At 22.0% G+C, this 18,392-nt stretch carries 14 protein-coding genes; 9 read left to right on the forward strand and 5 right to left on the reverse strand.

What is annotated here, in order from left to right:
- Window positions 1–5: 5 nt before the first annotated feature.
- The 3 genes from ACZ5EC_RS05220 (at window position 6) to ACZ5EC_RS05230 (ending at window position 4,440) form a co-directional block, all read left to right on the forward strand.
- Window positions 6–794, forward strand: a complete 789-nt coding sequence (locus tag ACZ5EC_RS05220; RefSeq protein ID WP_464303898.1) for a nucleoside phosphorylase — start codon at window positions 6–8, stop codon at window positions 792–794.
- A gap of 149 nt (window positions 795–943) precedes the next feature.
- Window positions 944–2,773, forward strand: coding sequence for an NAD+ synthase (locus ACZ5EC_RS05225; protein ID WP_464303899.1), 1,830 nt, complete (start codon window positions 944–946; stop codon window positions 2,771–2,773).
- 452 nt (window positions 2,774–3,225) lie between these two features.
- Complete coding sequence (locus ACZ5EC_RS05230; protein WP_464303900.1) at window positions 3,226–4,440, forward strand: hypothetical protein; 1,215 nt, start codon at window positions 3,226–3,228, stop codon at window positions 4,438–4,440.
- Between the two features lie 642 nt (window positions 4,441–5,082).
- Here the strand turns inward: ACZ5EC_RS05230 and ACZ5EC_RS05235 are convergent.
- Entirely contained in the window at window positions 5,083–5,607 is a 525-nt protein-coding gene (locus tag ACZ5EC_RS05235; protein WP_464303901.1) for a DUF4416 family protein, read from the reverse strand.
- A gap of 204 nt (window positions 5,608–5,811) precedes the next feature.
- Between ACZ5EC_RS05235 and ACZ5EC_RS05240 the strand changes: the two genes are divergently transcribed.
- From ACZ5EC_RS05240 to ACZ5EC_RS05265, 6 genes are all read left to right on the forward strand, one after another.
- On the forward strand, window positions 5,812–6,393 hold the full coding sequence (locus ACZ5EC_RS05240) for a CheB methylesterase domain-containing protein (protein ID WP_464303902.1): 582 nt from the start codon (window positions 5,812–5,814) through the stop codon (window positions 6,391–6,393).
- A 156-nt stretch (window positions 6,394–6,549) separates the two neighbouring features.
- Window positions 6,550–6,915, forward strand: coding sequence for a response regulator (locus ACZ5EC_RS05245; protein ID WP_464303903.1), 366 nt, complete (start codon window positions 6,550–6,552; stop codon window positions 6,913–6,915).
- Window positions 6,916–7,155: 240 nt separating this feature from the next.
- Window positions 7,156–9,138, forward strand: coding sequence for an AMP-dependent synthetase/ligase (locus ACZ5EC_RS05250; protein WP_464303904.1), 1,983 nt, complete (start codon window positions 7,156–7,158; stop codon window positions 9,136–9,138).
- A complete protein-coding gene (locus tag ACZ5EC_RS05255; protein ID WP_464303905.1) occupies window positions 9,135–10,610 on the forward strand; it encodes a B12-binding domain-containing radical SAM protein in 1,476 nt (491 codons plus the stop codon). Before ACZ5EC_RS05250 ends, ACZ5EC_RS05255 begins: the two co-directional genes overlap by 4 nt.
- Window positions 10,611–10,851: 241 nt before the next feature.
- Window positions 10,852–11,697, forward strand: coding sequence for a DUF72 domain-containing protein (locus ACZ5EC_RS05260; RefSeq protein ID WP_464303906.1), 846 nt, complete (start codon window positions 10,852–10,854; stop codon window positions 11,695–11,697).
- Between the two features lie 55 nt (window positions 11,698–11,752).
- Window positions 11,753–12,082: a hypothetical protein gene (locus ACZ5EC_RS05265; RefSeq protein ID WP_464303907.1), complete on the forward strand. Its 330-nt coding sequence runs from the start codon at window positions 11,753–11,755 to the stop codon at window positions 12,080–12,082.
- Between the two features lie 4 nt (window positions 12,083–12,086).
- Here ACZ5EC_RS05265 and ACZ5EC_RS05270 read toward each other — a convergent pair whose 3' ends face one another.
- From ACZ5EC_RS05270 to ACZ5EC_RS05285, 4 genes are all read right to left on the reverse strand, one after another.
- The gene (locus ACZ5EC_RS05270) at window positions 12,087–12,506 is read right to left on the reverse strand and encodes an OsmC family protein (protein ID WP_464303908.1); all 420 of its coding nucleotides are present in this window, start codon (window positions 12,504–12,506) and stop codon (window positions 12,087–12,089) included.
- A gap of 158 nt (window positions 12,507–12,664) precedes the next feature.
- Entirely contained in the window at window positions 12,665–14,719 is a 2,055-nt protein-coding gene (locus ACZ5EC_RS05275) for a methyl-accepting chemotaxis protein (RefSeq protein ID WP_464303909.1), read from the reverse strand.
- A gap of 88 nt (window positions 14,720–14,807) precedes the next feature.
- On the reverse strand, window positions 14,808–16,463 hold the full coding sequence (uvrC, locus tag ACZ5EC_RS05280) for an excinuclease ABC subunit UvrC (protein WP_464303910.1): 1,656 nt from the start codon (window positions 16,461–16,463) through the stop codon (window positions 14,808–14,810).
- A 472-nt stretch (window positions 16,464–16,935) separates the two neighbouring features.
- On the reverse strand, window positions 16,936–17,925 hold the full coding sequence (locus ACZ5EC_RS05285; protein WP_464303911.1) for an Rpn family recombination-promoting nuclease/putative transposase: 990 nt from the start codon (window positions 17,923–17,925) through the stop codon (window positions 16,936–16,938).
- Window positions 17,926–18,392: the final 467 nt, after the last annotated feature.

The raw sequence follows: 18,392 nt of genomic DNA on the forward strand, positions 1-18,392 counted from the left end.
TGAAAATGCCCACTACAGATAAAAGAAACTTATTAAAAGGTGTATTTCAATACCATATACATTTAAAACCAGGTGATATAGGTGAATTTGTTTTACTTCCAGGTGATCCTCAAAGAGCAGACGTGGTTGCAAAATATTTAGAAAATGCTGAACTTGTTGCTTTTCATAGAGAATATAAAACTTATACAGGTTTTTATAAAGGCATAAAAATATCAGTCACCTCTACTGGAATAGGATGTCCCTCAGCATCTATTGCTGTTGAAGAATTAGCTAATATTGGAGCAAAATATTTTATTAGAATTGGAACAACTGCAGCTTTGCAAAAAGGGATTAATATTGGTGATATTATAATTTCTAAAGGATCAATGAAAAATGAAGGTACCAGTAAATTTTATTTACCAGACAACTTTCCTGCTATACCAGATTTTAACCTTACTTATTCTCTCTATAATACAGCATTAAAGTTAGAAAAAGATTTACAATTCAATACACATATTGGTATTAATGCATCTGAAGATAGTTTTTATGGGGAAACACCAGAATGGTTAGAAAAATTATCAAAAATGGGAATTATGAATATTGAAATGGAAAGTTCTGCTATTTTTACTGTTTGCCATGTGAGGAAATTACATGGTGCATCTATCTGTACAGTTGCAAGCAATCACATTGAAGGTACAACCAGCATTACTCAAGATGAAAAATTTAAACAAAAAGTTACAAAAGGTATAGATGATATGATTAAAGTAACTCTTGAGGCAATTTATCATTACAATTCAACTTTTTTAACTAAATAATTTTGCTAATTCAAATATCAATAATTTTTGTTTTAAATTGTTGAGTTTATATCGAGTTTATATTTAAAAATAAGAGACAATAATTTTTCTCCATTATCCATAATTGATTTTTTTTAATAATAGATTTATATTTTTTAAAAAGGTAAGTTATGAAAATTGCACTTGCTCAGTTAAACCCTATAGTCGGTAATTTAAATTATAATTTTAATAAAATAATTTATGCTTTACAAAAGGCTTATTCATTAAAAACAGATCTAATTATCTTTTCTGAACTATATTTAACAGGTTATCCACCTTTAGACCTCTTAGAAAATCCATGGTTTATTAAAAAAATCTATTCATATATTGAAAAAATAAAAAAAATATCAAAACATTTTCCAGAAATTGCAATTTTAATTGGGACCCCTCTTATATCAAACAAAAACTTTGGCAAACACCTTACAAACTCTGCAATAGTAATTAAAAATGGCAATATAATTTTTCAGCAAAATAAAACATTATTACCAACTTATGATGTTTTTGATGAAGCCAGGTACTTTGAACCTGCTGATACTATAGATGTATTAGAATTAAATAACAAAAAATTTGGTATAACTATTTGTGAAGATGCCTGGATAGATTTTAAAAATGTTTTTAATAATAACTTATATAAAATAAATCCTGTAAATATTCTTATAAACAAAGGAGCTGACATTATTATAAATATCTCGGCATCCCCATATTATTATGGAAAATTTGAAGATAGAAGTAATAATTTTTTAAAATTAAGAAAACTTTATAACAAAGATATCATCTATGTTAATCAAATTGGGGTCAATGATGAATTAATTTTTGATGGTACTTCTTTTGTTTTATCAGCTAAAGAAAACTCTTCTTTTTATTTACCATCCTTTAAAGAATCGATATCTATTTTCAATTTCCAAAAAAACGAAATTATTTTTGAGACTAATTATGAATTAGATAAGTTTTATTTTAATGATGATCCATTCTATAAAAATTTTAACCATTCTGAAAACGATTTACAATATGATTTAGATAGTATCAATAAATTAAAAGAATCAAATTTATTCATTGAGAAAAATAATTCTATAAAAAAGATAAATATAAACAATAATCAAAATTATTTTATTACTGATAATCTTTCTCAATTACATGATTCCCTTATTTTTGGTATTAAAGATTATTTAAAAAAGAGTAAATATTCTAACAATGTATGTTTTGGTTTGTCAGGCGGGATTGATTCAGCATTAGTTGCATATTTAGCTACAAAGGCTTTAGGGAAAGAAAATATACACCCAATTGCTATGCCATCAATGTTTTCTTCAAAGTCATCAGTTGAAGATTCTTTAAAATTAAGTGAAAATTTAGGACTACATTTAACAATCATTCCAATTAAAGAAGTATATGATTCTTACATGACTGCATTAAAAAATAGTTTTAAAGGAAAGAAATTTGACCTTACAGAAGAAAATATACAGGCTAGAATTAGAGGCAATGTTGTAATGGCTTTTTCAAATAAATTTAATTATTTTGTTTTAGCTACAGGAAATAAAAGTGAAATTTCTGTTGGGTATTGTACTTTATATGGTGACATGGCAGGTGGATTATCACCTATAGGAGACCTTTATAAAACTCAAGTATATAATTTAGCTAATTTTATAAATAGAGAAAAAGAAATTATACCAGAACAAATTATTAAAAAACCTCCTTCAGCTGAACTCAGGCCAGGACAAAAAGACCAGGACAGCCTTCCTGAATATGAGGAGCTTGATAATATTTTAAAACTTCATCTTGAAAATGGAAAAGGAAAAGAAGAAATTATTAATATGGGTTTTTCTAAAGAGACTGTTAATTTTGTTTTAAAAAAAATCTATCAAAATGAATATAAAAGAAAACAAGCATCAATTGTATTAAAAATTACAAAGAAAGCTTTTGGTAGAGGAAGGATTTATCCAATTAATGGACAAATCGAAATATAATAGAAGTAAGTAAATCCCTTTTTTAAATTTTTTAATTAACATTTTCCTTTAAAAAAAAATAATTTTACTTTTTAATCAGATTCATTGTTTATAATTGTATATAAAACCGAATATATTAGTAATTATAATTCTAGAATTATAACTAATTTACACAATATTATTGACATAACCACTAATTTACACACTATTATTAACACAACCATATTTTTTATTCACATAATTTTTAATATTTTATATTTTGATTTCTTATCCTATTATACGATAATATTATAAAGAAAAATTATTGAAACAAAATTATTAAAAAAATAAAATTTTATATATAAAAATTAAGCAAAATATAAATATCAATTTAATTATAAAAAATATTCTAATTATACTTAATATACTAAAAATAAAATTAAAACATACATAATCAATTTAAAATAATAAAACCTGTTTATAAAGGGGAATAAATGAAGAAATATTTAAAATTAATAAAAATAGTAAGTGCAATTCTAATAATTTTGTTACTTTCTACTGCTGTTTATTCAGAAAATATAAAAAAGATTAAAATTACAGTAATTAATGAAATGGGTGAACCTTTAAAAGATGTCCTGGTTTTTAAAGATTTTGTATTCAAAGGTTTAACTGATGGAAATGGAAAAATAAAAGTGGATATTCCATTTAATAGTTTTTATACCCTTTATTTTGAAAAAAAAGGTTATGAATCCTTTATGCTGGATATTAAACCTTTATGGGATAATGATATTAAAATACACTTAACAGCTAATTCCAACTTTTTAGACGAAGAATCTCATTTAGAAGGTGTTGCAACACTTAATAAAAAAACTTTATCAAATAGTGTATTTTATATTAAAGGAAAAGGATTACTAAGGGAAATATGGACAAATAAAGATGGAAAATTTTCAACAAATATACCAGATTTAAAAAATTCATTTTTTATATATATTGATTCTAAAAAAGAAAATAATAAATATATCATCAACTACTATATTGAAAATGTAAAACTTGATAAAAATAAAGAACAATTTTATATCAATTTTTCAGATTTTAATAAAAAAAGTTACAATATAACCAATAATTCTAAATATTCATTTAATACTACAAGTTTAATAATTTATAATAAGTCTGTTTATTACCCTTTTATCTTTTACTGGAATACAAATATTAAAAATAAAAATTTAATTATAAACATTTATAACAATAGTGGAAAATTATTTGATGAATTCAAATTCTTTTATGAAATATTTTATTTACCAGAAAAAATTTCTGACAACAATAATAAATTCAAATTTTTTACAAACAATTTTAATTTAGCCAAATCAAACATTGAGCTTAATGATAAAAATTTAGAAACTGTATCAAAATATAACAATCAGGAAATTTTTATTGAAAAACAATTACCTGATACAAAAATTTCTTTATTAATAAAAGAAAAAAAATTTAAACACTTTATTTTAATGGATAAAACCCAAAAAGTTATACTTAATTACTATACCAATCAAGATTCATTTTATATTCCATATTCAATATTTGATAATGCATATTATATGTCAGTTATTTATTTTCCCGATATAAAAGATGGTTATTTAGTTTTTTTAACAGATACCAATTTGACTGCAATTGATAACTATTTAAAAATTGCAATTACTAAAAAAATAAAATAATATTAATTTTATATCATTTATAATTAAATTAATGGATGTCCTGAAATTTAACTGAACATCCCTTTTTGTTAATAATAAAATTAAAATTATTAAGATATTAAAAATATAAGAGATATTATATCCCAATTAAAATTTCTCTTCTTAGTACATTTATGTGATCATTAAATTTAATCTTTTATAATATTAAACTAAAATATTTTATTTTTAACTCTTTAGCCTTTGGCAACTGTAATCCAGTCGAGAAATTTTAATTAGGATATATATATTGTTTAAATTTATTAAATCAACAATAATAATTTCAAATTTTACTATTAACTACAGCTATCACATAAATTTTTCTCATTAAGTCAATTATGTAATCATTTTATTTAATATTTTTAAAGCTTTTATAAAAAATTAATATTATTTTATTTTTATCCTTTGGCAACTGACATACACTCGAAAAAGGATAATAATGATAGACATATAAACTATAAACTCATTTAATCAAATATAATAATTCATATTTATTAAATATTTACTTCTACCACAAAATTTTTATACCTCTTTAGTATTTAAAAACTGACTTTATTAATTTCACCTAACACGAAAAAATTTATTCTTTTAAAAATGATAAAGATTTTAAAACTATTTTACTTATGGTTATTGTTTTATTTGATTCTTATAAATCTCCCTGATTTTTAAAAAATGTTGTTTATTTTTATCATCTTTATAATCTGGATAAGTCCATTCTAAATCATTAAATCTTTTATTTCTATATATTAATGTAACTTCTCCATAAATTCTTTTAGATATTGGAATTCTATGACTATAATTTTTAGTTGTTGCTAATATAAGATTTGATAAACTTAATGTACCAGGATCAATATTTACTTTCCTTCCTTTTTCAGATTTTAATGAATCTTCTATCTTATTTGTTATTAGTTTAATTTTTCCAAGTTTATATGGAAATATAAGTTTTTCAAAAGAAATATAAACTCTAAATATTGGGATTCCCATTTCTTTATTATAATAATCTGTATAATTAAATAAAATTGGTTTTGATTCATAGTCAATTTTTCCAAAATATTTTATAAGTTTCATTTTTGCTATTTCAAATAAATTTTTATCACTGTATAGCATTCCTATTATCAATTTAACCTTTTTCATCTTTTTTATTGCTTTCATCCTAACCTCACAGTTTAATTTTTATTTCTATCTAAATTTAACCACAACAATTTATATTTAAAATATTTTTTTATTTTTTTATTGACTGTAATTTTAAGTTTAATATAATCAAACAAATAGCAAAATATAATATTAAATTATGACTATTAAAACAATTATTTATTAATTGACTATTTTATATAATTATTTTTTTAAGGTAAATATATGGTTGATGTTTTACTTATTGGTGCTTCAACAGGGGGACCTTCAAGCTTATATAAAATTATTGATAAATTTCCTGAAAATTTTCATCCCCCAATTGTGATTATTCAGCATATGCCACCAACTTTTGAAGATTCTTTAGCTGAGGTTTTGAGAGAAAGATCAAATAAACAAATTTTAATCATTGAAAATGGGATGAAATTAGAAAAAGATAAAATTTATATTGCTAAAGGGGGATTTCAAAGTATAATTAATGCTAATGGAACCTTTACTGTTTATGAAAATGATAACCCAGATATATTTGCACCAAGCATTAACATTACTATTTTATCTTTTGCAAAATACTATAAGAATATTGTTGCAACAATTTTAAGTGGACTAGCAACAAGACAAGATGGATTAGAAGCATGTAAAGAGTTATTTAAAAGAGGCAATATGATTATTTTACAAAACAAAGAAAGTTCAATTGTATATGGAATGCAAAAAAATATTAAAGAAGCTGGATATTTTTCACATGAATTAGATTTATTTGATATTCCAGATAAAATATTGTCTTTTCATTTTAACAATATAAAAAAGATTTGAAATAATTTTTTTGAATCTATTTTAATTTTAATATAATTAATTCAATTTATTATATTATTATTAGATTTTTAAAATTAATATAATAAATGTTTTTAATATCTTTAAATAAAAAATATAAAAGTTTAAATAAAAAAAGTATAACATTGAGAGGGAGTAATGAAAAAAATTTTGGTTGTTGATGACAATAAAGATTTTAATGATGTTGTAAAAGAGATTCTTGAACTGGAAAATTATATAGTAGAACAATCATTTGACGGAAAAGATGCATTTAAAAAGGTAATTAAAAACAAATACGACCTTGTTTTAATGGATTTAAAAATGCCTTTGATGACTGGGTGGGAATGCATAGAAGCAATATACCAAGCTGATCCTTCAATACCTATTTTTGTAATCTCTGGAAATATTCGAGATGAAGATATAGAAAATTTTAAAAATAAAAATGTTTATAAATTGTATGATAAACCTATAAATTTAGAAAAATTACGAAAAGACATTAAACTCTTTTTTGAAAAAAAAATATAAATATACTGCGGTTTAAAAAAATTAGAAGTTTCTTAAAATAAAAATTCATTTTTACATTTTTTTGTAATTATTTTTATTACTTTATTTTTATATTTTTCCTGATTATTTTAGATTATTGTTGCACAATTTCTAAAATAATTAATTTGATTATTTGATAAAATATATTATACTTATTTAAAGCAAATAAAATATAATAAATTTAATATATAAACAAACATATATAAATTTTAAGAGGTAGATATGAATAGAAAATATGTTTATAACAATCTTTGTGAAATTCCTATAAAAAATGCAAAACTATATCCTGATAAACCATCTCATAAATTTAGAAATTATAAAACAAATGTTTTTAGTCAAAAAACATACTCAGAATACTTAAATGATATAAAAATCTTTTCAGGTGCTTTTTATTCTTATGGTATTAGAGAAAATGATCATGTTGCTTTCTTCTGTGATAATAGGTATGAATGGACTATTACTGATATAGCTTTACTAAGTTTAAAAGCAATTAATGTTCCAAGAGGTACTGATACCCTTTCAAAAGAACTGCAATTTATTTATAACCATTCAGATTCCAGATTTTTAATTGTTGAAAATTTTAAAACACTTTTAAACTTTTTAGATTCAATTCAAGAAGAACTTTTAAAAAAGGTAAAAAAAATATTTGTAATTGATAGACCAGATAATTTACATGAATTTGAGGAAAAAATTGACAGAGTTAAAAGAAAATTAATTTTTTATGATAAACTCTTTCCAATTGGAGAAAAATTTATTAATGAGAACCCTGATTTTTTTGATAAAAATGTTAAATCCATTAATGGAGAGCAAATTGCTACAATTATATATACTTCTGGAACAACAGGTAATCCAAAAGGAGTTATCTTAACCCATAATAATTTTTTACATAATGTTAGAGCAATTACGCCTTTATTTGAAATACAAAATCCAGGAGACGAAAAAACAGTTAATATTTTACCTGTCTGGCATGTTTATGAAAGAACTTTTGAATATTGTTCAATGGCAGGTGGGATAACTCAAATTTATTCATCAGTAAGAACCTTAGCAAATGACCTTGAAAAAGAATCTCCTCATATATTTGCATCTGTTCCAAGATTATGGCAAAATATATATGATAAAGTTGTAGTTAAAATAAAAGAAAAAAGTCCTTTAGAAAGATTTGTATTTTATAGTTTTTTAAAAATGAACTATAGATGGTTATTGGCATCAAACTATTTTAAAGGTTGTTATTTAGCATATAAAAAAAGGAACATTTTAAAAAAGAGTATAGATACTTTAGTTCATTCTTTTAATTTTATAATACTTTATTTACCACATTTACTGGCATCAAAAATTTTTCATCCATTAAAATCTAAATTGGGAAGTAATTTAAGAGCTTCATACTCTGGTGCTGGATCTTTACCACCTTATATTGACAATTTTTTTAATACAATTGGGATAAAACTTATAAATGCTTATGGAATGACTGAAGCTTCTCCTGGATTAATTTCAAGAAGACCTAACCACAATACTTTAGGAGTTACAGGGATCCCTTTTGATGAAACTGAAGTTAAAATTATTAATGAAGAAGGGAAAATTTGCGATATTGGAGAAAAAGGTGTTTTATATGTAAGAGGACCTCAAGTTACTCAAGGGTACTATAAAAATCCAGAAAAAACAAAAGAAACTATTGATGAAGAAGGATGGTTAAATACTGGAGATTTAGCTATTAAAACAGAAAATGGTGATATTGTAATTGTTGGAAGAGCAAAAGATACTATTGTTTTACTTGGTGGTGAAAATATTGAACCTGAACCAATAGAAGATAAATTAAAAGAAAGTCCATTAATTGATCATGCTGTTGTTCTAGGACAGGATAAAAAACAGTTAGAAGCATTAATTGTAGTTAATGAAGAAAAGCTAAAAGAAATAGCAAAGGAACTTAAAATAAAACTTGATGATATTGTTAATGAAGGCAATGCTATTATTAAAGAGAAAAGAATTCAAAATTATATTAAAGAAGAAGTTAAAAAATTAATAAATCCCAAAAATGGATTTAAACCTTTTGAACAAATTTCCAAAATAATACCAATAAATAAAAAGTTTGAAGTAGGAAAAGAATTAACTCAAACTTTAAAAGTAAAAAGAAACTATGTAATGGAAAAATATAAAGAGATTCTAGATCTTTTCAAAAGTGACAATAAAAAATCAAAAAGAAAAAAGTGATAAAAATTAGTTTTGTTTTACTTCCACCAGTTTGGCCTAATTTACCACCTTTAGGATTGACATATTTAGCTGGTAATATAAAAAACAAAATTGGTTCCTGTAAAGTTAAAATTGATATTATTGATCTTAATATTGAACTTTATACTTTCCTGAAAAAAAATAACATGTTTTATTCACTTTACAAAAATTGGACAATTGGTGATTATAAAGCTTCTGAAAAAATTTTATTAAAAATAGATAAGATTAAAGAATCAGGTTTCGATATTGGTAAATTGATTGAAAATAAAACACAATATAGTGATGTTATTGGTTTTTCTATTTTTTCATCAAATCTTTATATATCACTGTATATTGCAAAACATTTAAAAGAAAAATTTAAAAATAGCTATAATAAAATTTTTATAGCAGGAGGTCCTGAAGTAACTCTGAGCTATATTTCTAATGATATTGATAAGCTCAATTTATTCGATTATCTTTTTATTGGAGAATCTGAAAAAACTATCAATGTGTTCCTTGAAAACTATTTTAAAGCACAATGTTCAAAGAAAACTAATATCCATAAAGATAAATTAAATCTAAAACCTAATACAAAATCTATAGAAACAAGAAACTATGATATTTTTTACATTAATAATTTAAAAATAACAAATACAAATAAAATAAAAAACTCAAAATTAATCAATGGATTAAATTTTTATGAAAATATAAATAATATTAAATTTCCTGATTATTCAAAATTAGATCTTAAGAAATACATAAGAAAAAAAGCATTACCAATCTTTACTTCAAGAGGCTGTATAGGAAAATGTAAATTTTGTACAGAAAGACTTCTATTTGAAAAAATTAGAATTAGAAACTATGAAAACATAATCAAAGAAATTGAATATTTTTATAAAAATTTTGGAATAAAATGGTTTACATTTTACGACTCAATGATTAATACTAATTTAAATAATTTCAAATCATGGATGAAATTATTAATTAAAAAAAATATTAAAATTCATTGGGATGCACAAATATTAATTAGACCGGAAATGGATGATGAAACTTTTGCCCTTATGAAAGAATCTGGAAATATAAATTTATTTATTGGACTGGAAAGTGGTTCTGATGGTGTATTGAAAAAGATGGGTAAATATTTTAATACTGAAGATGCAATTATTTTTTTTAAAAAACTTAATCAATATAACCTTTTTTTTGAAATTAGCCTTATTACAGGTTTTCCTGGAGAAACTGAAAAAGAATTTGAAGAAACTCTTTTCTTTTTGAAAAAAAACAAACATTTAATTAAAAAAATTGCACAAATTAATAAATTTATCCCTTATAAAGCATTGGATAAAAAATTTATCAATAATATTAAAAATAACATTGAATATAACAAAATTTCTGAAAAACGTTTTAATATACTTAAAGAGCATATTAAACATTTAGGTTATAAATATACAGAAGAATATCTTGGTAACCTGATGTAATAAAAAATTTATTTTTACTTTATTTTTTTTATTTTTTTAAATTTTGATTAATTTATTAATAAATAAAATATTGCAATAATAAAATTGTTATATTGTGAAAAAATATTATATTAACAAAAACATGATATAAACAAAAGTGTGTAAAAAGCAGAATAATTTGCTTAAAGCAAATAAAAAAAATATTAATTTTATAAAAATAGTTATAATATAAACAACAATAATAAGCTTTTAAGTGAGTTTTATGGTTTTAATTGGAACTGCAGGATTTTCATATTTTGATTGGGAAAATATATTTTATCCCACAAAAAACAATAAGTTACAATATTATTCAAAATTTTTTGATATTATTGAGATTAACTCTTCATTTTATGTAATTCCTGACTTAAAAGTGAGTAAAAGCCTTATTTCACAGGTTAAGAATAATAATAATTTTAAATTTATTTTAAAAGCAAATAAAATTTTTACTCATAAAAGAAGCTACAATAGTAATGAATTATCTAAATTTAAGGAATTTTGTAACTCCTTTGAAGATAAATTACATACTTTATTATTCCAGTTCCCATATTCTTTTAAAAATAATAAAAGATTTTTTGACTATATAGAAAAATTGAAAAATGATTTTGAAGAATATAACAAAGCATTTGAATTTCGCAATAAAAGCTTTGTTGAAGATTCATTTTTAAACTATTTAAGATCAAATAGTATCTCATTTGTAAATATAGATCAACCTCAAATTTCATATTCTACACCTTTTACAAATATGATTACAAATGAAGATATTGCTTATTTTAGATTTCACGGAAAAAATTATAAAAATTGGTTTAGCGAAAATATTAAACCTTATGAAAGATATAATTATCTTTATACATATAAAAATATAAAGTTTTTTTACTATAAGATAAAAGAAATTGAAACTAAAGTAAAAGATATTATTATTATAATGAATAACCATTATAAAGCTAAAGCAATAATTAATGCTATAGAATTTAAACTGTTATTTGAAAAAAAAGATTTAAATACAAACTTTACAAATTTGAATAAATCTTTTAGAGATAATATTTTAAAACATATGGAAACAACAGGGTAAATTTAATAAATAATTTTAATTAAAATTAATATTTTAGAATATTCAGGAAAAAATTATGAAAATAATATTATTATCCAAAAATTTAGAACCTTTTAAAGAAGATTTTGAAAATTACAAAAAGCTAAAAAACACTAAATTGGAAGTTGATTTTAACTTTTTTCCAAAAGTAAATCAGGAAATAGTAAAAAAACTTAAATTATATGATTTTATTATTTTTGATTCTGATACAATTGATGAACCTTTTTACAACAATCTTATAAACAATAATTTTAATAACATAATATTTTTGTCCCAGTACTTAAACTGGGACAAAATAATTAATGTTTTTCAAAATGATAATATATATTACCTAAAACCATTAAGATACGATGATTTCAACTTATAATCTATTAATTTTCTTTAAGAATAATTTTATAAGTTAAGTTTGAATTCTTTTTAAGCATTGCAGATACCCCACAATACCTTTCCTGTGATAATCTAACTGCTTTTTCAATTTTATCTTTGTACTGCTCGAGATTTTTACCATAAAAGATATAAATTATTTCTATGTCTTTGAAAACTTTAGGATGTTGATCTGTAAGTTCAGTATGAGTATCTAATTCAAAGTTTTCAAAAGGTACCTTCATTTTATACAGTAATGAAACAACATCCATACCTGTACATCCAATCAATGAAACCAGTGTTAGTCCTTTAGGCCTGGGTCCCCTATCCTTACCACCAAATTTTTCCTCTGCATCAATAATAATCTTATGACCATTAAGTTCAGCTTCAAATGCCATTCCATCAACCCATCTTGCTTTAGCTTCCATCTTTACTCCTTGTTTTTTTTAACATAAAAATTTTAAACACAAATATTCTTTAATTTTACAAATACAAAATACAAACTTATTAAGTCTTTAGAAAAAATATAATAAATTTATTGATAAATGAAAAGATAAAAATCTCTTTTGAAAAATTAAACTATAAACTATTTAACAGATATCTCTTTTATATCTTTACTATCTAAACTTTCTATCTCATGTATTTTATTGTCTAGTTGTTTTTCCTCTTCAATACCTTCAATTTCTTTCTCAATTTGTTTTTTCTTCTTTTTTTTATTTATTTTTTTAGATTTTTCTTCTTTTTTATCTTTTAAACTCTTTTTAATTTGTTCAACATCATTATTAGTAATTATATGACCAGTTATATTAGTTTTAAAATCTTCTAATAATGAAACAAGTTGTTTTGATTCCTGAACAAGGTTTTTAGCATTTTCTTCTATTGCACTACTTATTTGCTGGTTTTTGTTAAATACAATTGTGAAATCATTTGAAATTTCTTTTAATGTATCTGCGATATTTGCTTCAGTTTGAGTTTCTGTCATAACTTCATTTACCTGATCTTTAATAGTAGAAATTTCCTTAATAATATTTAATACAGTTTCTTTGATAATTCTTGAACCGTCTAAACTCTTTTTAACTTTGGTATTTATTAGTTCAATAAAATCAGCTACCTGGTCTGACATATTTGATGAGCTTTCTGCAAGTTTTCTAATTTCTGATGCAACAACCGAAAATCCTTTACCTGATTCGCCAACCCTTGATGCTTCTATTGATGCATTTAAAGCTAATAATTTGGTATGAGAAGAAATATCTATAATTAATTTTAATGATTCAATCATTTTTAAAGCAATATCTTCTACTTCTTCCATTGCTTGTAACGATTCTTCAAATTTGTTTATTTGTTCCTGTACAATTTCAAGTGCATTTGAAATAATATTTGAAGAAGTTGAAGATAAATTTTTGATATTTGATGTTGATTTTAATAAAGTTGCTATTGTATCACTTAGTTTATGAATGGAATTTTGTTGTATATCTGTAAGTGATATTAAGTTTTGTGCAATTTCAAAATTTTTGTTTACTCTATTTGTAATATTTTGTGATTCTTTAACTACATTATTCATTACTGTACTTAAAGAATAAGTTGTAACATTTAAAGTATGTGCAAAAGCTGATAACTCATCAGTTGTAACAACTTCTGATGTTTCAGTAAAATCACCTTTTTCTACTTTTCTTATATTTTCAATCAAACTTCTAATATAGTTTGTAAGATAAGAAGAAAAAATTAATGTTACTGAAGATATTGAAAATAAAGCAAGAATAATTAATCTAATATAAATAGTATTTAATTTACTTCTTAACAAGATAGGATAATTTGCTTGACCGGAAGAAATAAAGTTACTTATTAAGTTATAACCTAAAACTAGCATTAACAAAGCTAAAAAAATTGATGGAATAAAAAATGTTAAAACTACTTTATATTTAAATCTAAACATATTAATTTTGAATGGTGTATTTTCAGCTTCAATTCTAACTTTTTTAATAATTTTAAATACAGGACTTGTAACAGATACCATAAGATAATAAAAAATTAAAGAAGCATTTAATGCAGCAAATACAAACAAAGGAATATATATATAAATAACATTTTTACTTATCTGTTTATAATATATTGTTAATTGTTTTGAATATGTTGAAAAATAGGCTGTTACAAAAGCTATAAAAGTTACAATCAAAAATCTTAAAAAATAAATTAAGGAGGCTTTATAAGGAAAATTTAAGATTTTAGCTCTATATATTAAAAATTCTTCCTTGTTAATATAATTTGTAACATGAAAAATGTTAAAATAGTCAAATATATTTTTCAACTTGAAATATTCTACTGCATATCCCAATAAACTATTAGTAAAAAACACAATTTCGAAAACTACTATTATTCTATTGAAATTATATATTTTTACTATAGAAGTAGGATAAATAATATATAAAATAATAGGAATAACTATTAATGTTGAAAAAAACTCAACAAATAATAAATTAAAAATATTAATCCTTGCAAAATCTTTTTCGGAAGATAAAACCTTTATTTTTTCATATTTGTTCTCTAATCTTTTTTTTCTTAATTTTTCATATCTTGAATATTCCTGTTTTATATCTTTAGATTTAGTAACTAATTGTTTTCCTTTAGCCTTTTTTTTCTGCATAAAAACCTCTTTATTTGAAATTATTTTTAAATTAAAATTTTCCTTTTCTTTAATATCGTTTTTTTTAAAAACATTTCAACTAATTTCTTTATTTAATAATCTTTAATCTGCTTTTATTGTCTTTAATTTTTCTATATCTGTTTGAAAATCTATGAGCTTCATCTCTAATTTTTATTAAAAGTCTTAAAGCACTTGATGTATATGGTAAATTTATATCTTCTTTTTTACCAGGGAATACAATGGTTTCTTTCTTTTTTGCAAGCCCTACAATATTTACATCAATATTTAAAGAATTTGTAATTTCTTTTACTTTATTTACCTGTGGTTTTCCTCCATCTATAAGTAAAAGATCAGGCAATTTATTATTGGAATTGATATATTGAAGCAATCTTCTTGCAACAATCTCTGATATTGATTCAACATCATTTTGAAATTCTATGGAACGTATATTATATTGTCTATAATTTGATTTATCTGGAATACCATTAAAGAAGGAAACTGAAGAACCAACAATAATTTTTGAATCAAAATTAGATATATCAAATCCTTCAATTCTCGAAGGTAATGATTTAAGATTAAGCAAATTCTTTAGTTCTGTTAATGCATCAAGCTCTTTTTTAGAAGGAATAAAATAAATATCTTTAAAAGCTATTTTCTGGTGATTTAGCAGTTCAATTAAAACTTTTAATTCATTCTTTTTTAAGTAGTTTTTAATTTTAAAACTTGATTTATAATTAAAAAATTTTGTTAAAGATTGTTTTATTAATTCAAAAAGACTTTTATTACATTTAATTGAAATTGGTAAATAAATTATTTCAGGAAAATTAAAGTTTTCCATTTTTAATAATTGAGAATATAAAGAAATCAATATTGAAGGTAAATTCTCCTCAATAGATCCAATAAGAGAAAATTTTTTTGTTATAGAAAATACTTTTTTCTTATCTTCTACTTTCAAAAGAGTTATTATCCCTTTATTTTTTCTAATGAATAATGAGATAAAATCAGTATTTTTTTCAAAATCATATTTGATCCCCTTGTTATTTTTAAATTTTAAAATTGCTTCATATTTCTCTTTTAAATCATTTGCAATTTCAAATTCTAAATTTTTTGAAGCATTTTCAATTTCTTTTTTAAGATTATTTAATAACAAAGAGTATTTACCTTTTAAAAAGTTAATTGCGGACCTTACCTGAATTTGATATTCTTCTTTTGTAACTTTTCGTTCACAAGGTGCTGTACACAAATTTAAATGGTAATTTAAACATGCTTTTGAAAAACGGTCCATTTTTCTATTGCAAACTCTAAGTTTAAAATTTTTTAACACAAATTCATACAATGTTTTTGCTGTTTTAACAGAAATATATGGTCCAAAAATATAACCTATATCTTTATTGTTCTGTTTTGATAGCTTTATTTTAGGGAAATCTTCTTTTGATATTACAATAATTGAAAAAGATTTACTATCTTTTAATTGTATATTATATGGTGGTTGATTTTTTGAGATTAAATTTTGTTCTGTAAGTATCGCTTCTACTTCAGAATTTGTTACAAGATAATCAATAAAAGCAATTTTCTTAACAAGTAAAGTTGTTTTATAATCTTTTTTTGTTTTTATGAAATATGAAGAAACACGTTTATTTAAATTTTTTGCTTTTCCAATATATAATAGCTTATTTGTTTCATCATAAAAAAAATATACACCAGGTTTATTGGGTAATTTTGAATAATTTTTTGCATCTACCATATTTTAAAAATACTTTTCTTTTTTAATTTATCAATTCTTTTATCCTAAAAAATATTTAAAATTATAAATTGATTTAATAAATAATAAACTATAATAACTTAACAACAAAAATATATTTTCTTATTAATATGCTTTTAATGACAAAACTTAAAATTATCATTTTTGATTAAATAAATTAAGTTAATAAATATATGCTAATTAAAATTTCTCGACTGAATTACAGTTGCCAAAGGCTAAAGAATTATAATGACTTCGTGGTTGGTGCATTTAATAATAAAATTAGAAATTATTAGTGTTGATTTAATTAATAAAAACAATATATATATCATAATTGAAATTTTTCGACTGGATTGTAGTTGTCAAAGACAAAAAAGATTAAATTTTATATTATAGTTAATGTTTAAGAAAATTAAATAATAAAATTACATAACTACACTAAGGAGAAAAATTTCAATTATGATATAATAATTCTTTATTTTTTAAATATCTCAATAATTTCTATTTTATTATTAACAAAAAGGATTTTTTCTATCCCTCTCTCAAGTTTATCTTTATCAAAACAATTTAATATAACTTGCTTCTCTTCTTCAGTTATTCCAAATTTTAAATCTATCAGTTTTATTAAAACCTGTTGCTTATCAAGTATTTGCCCTTTTAGTGTTCCTTCTCTTATTCCTTTTATTTCACCTTCTTTTATCAATGATTCTAAAATTGATGGCATCTTGCTCTCCTTCTCTTCAAGTTTTTTTATCACCATTTCTCTATCTTCACTTTTCAATATTGACAATATATATACATAAAATACATTTTTTATATCTCTATTCTCTATCTCTTTAGCTAATTCTTCAAGTATCCTGGATATTAATTCCATATCTTCTTCTGCTTTATATTTTAATACATCAAGCGCTAATTTCAAGTATCTATTATAATTCATAACTTTATAACTTAATTTATTCTTTTTATCATTAAAAAATAGATATTTAAAATTTAGTAAATATTTTTTAAAATTATTCTTAATCTCTTTATCTATTTTAAAATTATTTATAAATTCTGTATCAATATCCCATTTACTTTTACCATGATAAAAAACAACAGGTAATATTAAAGATAAATCTTTGTTATTTTGAAAATCTTTTTCCCATTTAACCAACATATATCTTAATAGTTGAATAAAGATAGCATTATCTTTATAAGATTTATGTTCAAAAAGGAAGTATATGTTAATATTATGTTTGGAGTTAATTAGATTGGTTTCAAAAACAAGGTCAGCGAATCTATTTTTAAATTCTTTTGTAATGTAAGAAGAGTTAACAACTTTTAGGTTATTGATGTTAATATATTTTTTGATATTATCAGGTAATATGATATTAATAAAATCTTTAGCATTATTACTATTTTTAAAAACAATTTTAAAGAAAGTGTCATGCGGATGTTTAATAAAGTTATGATATAGTTCTTTCATAAAATATATCTCCATTTATTATTCTTTTTTATTATTCCTGTATATTATTTTTTTATTTTTTATTATATATAGACAAGAAAATATTCAAAAAAGTTGCAGAAATGGAAAAAATTTATTTCCGTGGCAGGTGCAGTTAATAATAAAATTGAAATTATTGTATTTTTATTAAATAAATATAAACAAATATATATATCATAATTGAAATTTTTCGACTGGATTGTAGTTGTCAAAGACAAAAAAGAAAATATTATCTTCGTGGCTGGATCAGTTAATAATAAAATTGAAATTATTGTATTTAATTAAATAAATATAAATGTATATATGTATCATAATTGAAATTTTTCGACTGGATTGTAGTTGTCAAAGACTTAAAAGATTAAATAATTATTTATAGTTAATGTTTAAAAATCATTAAATTATTAAATTACATAACTACACTAAGGAGAAAAATTTCAATTATGATATAT

The organism is Exilispira thermophila (genome assembly GCF_055389015.1).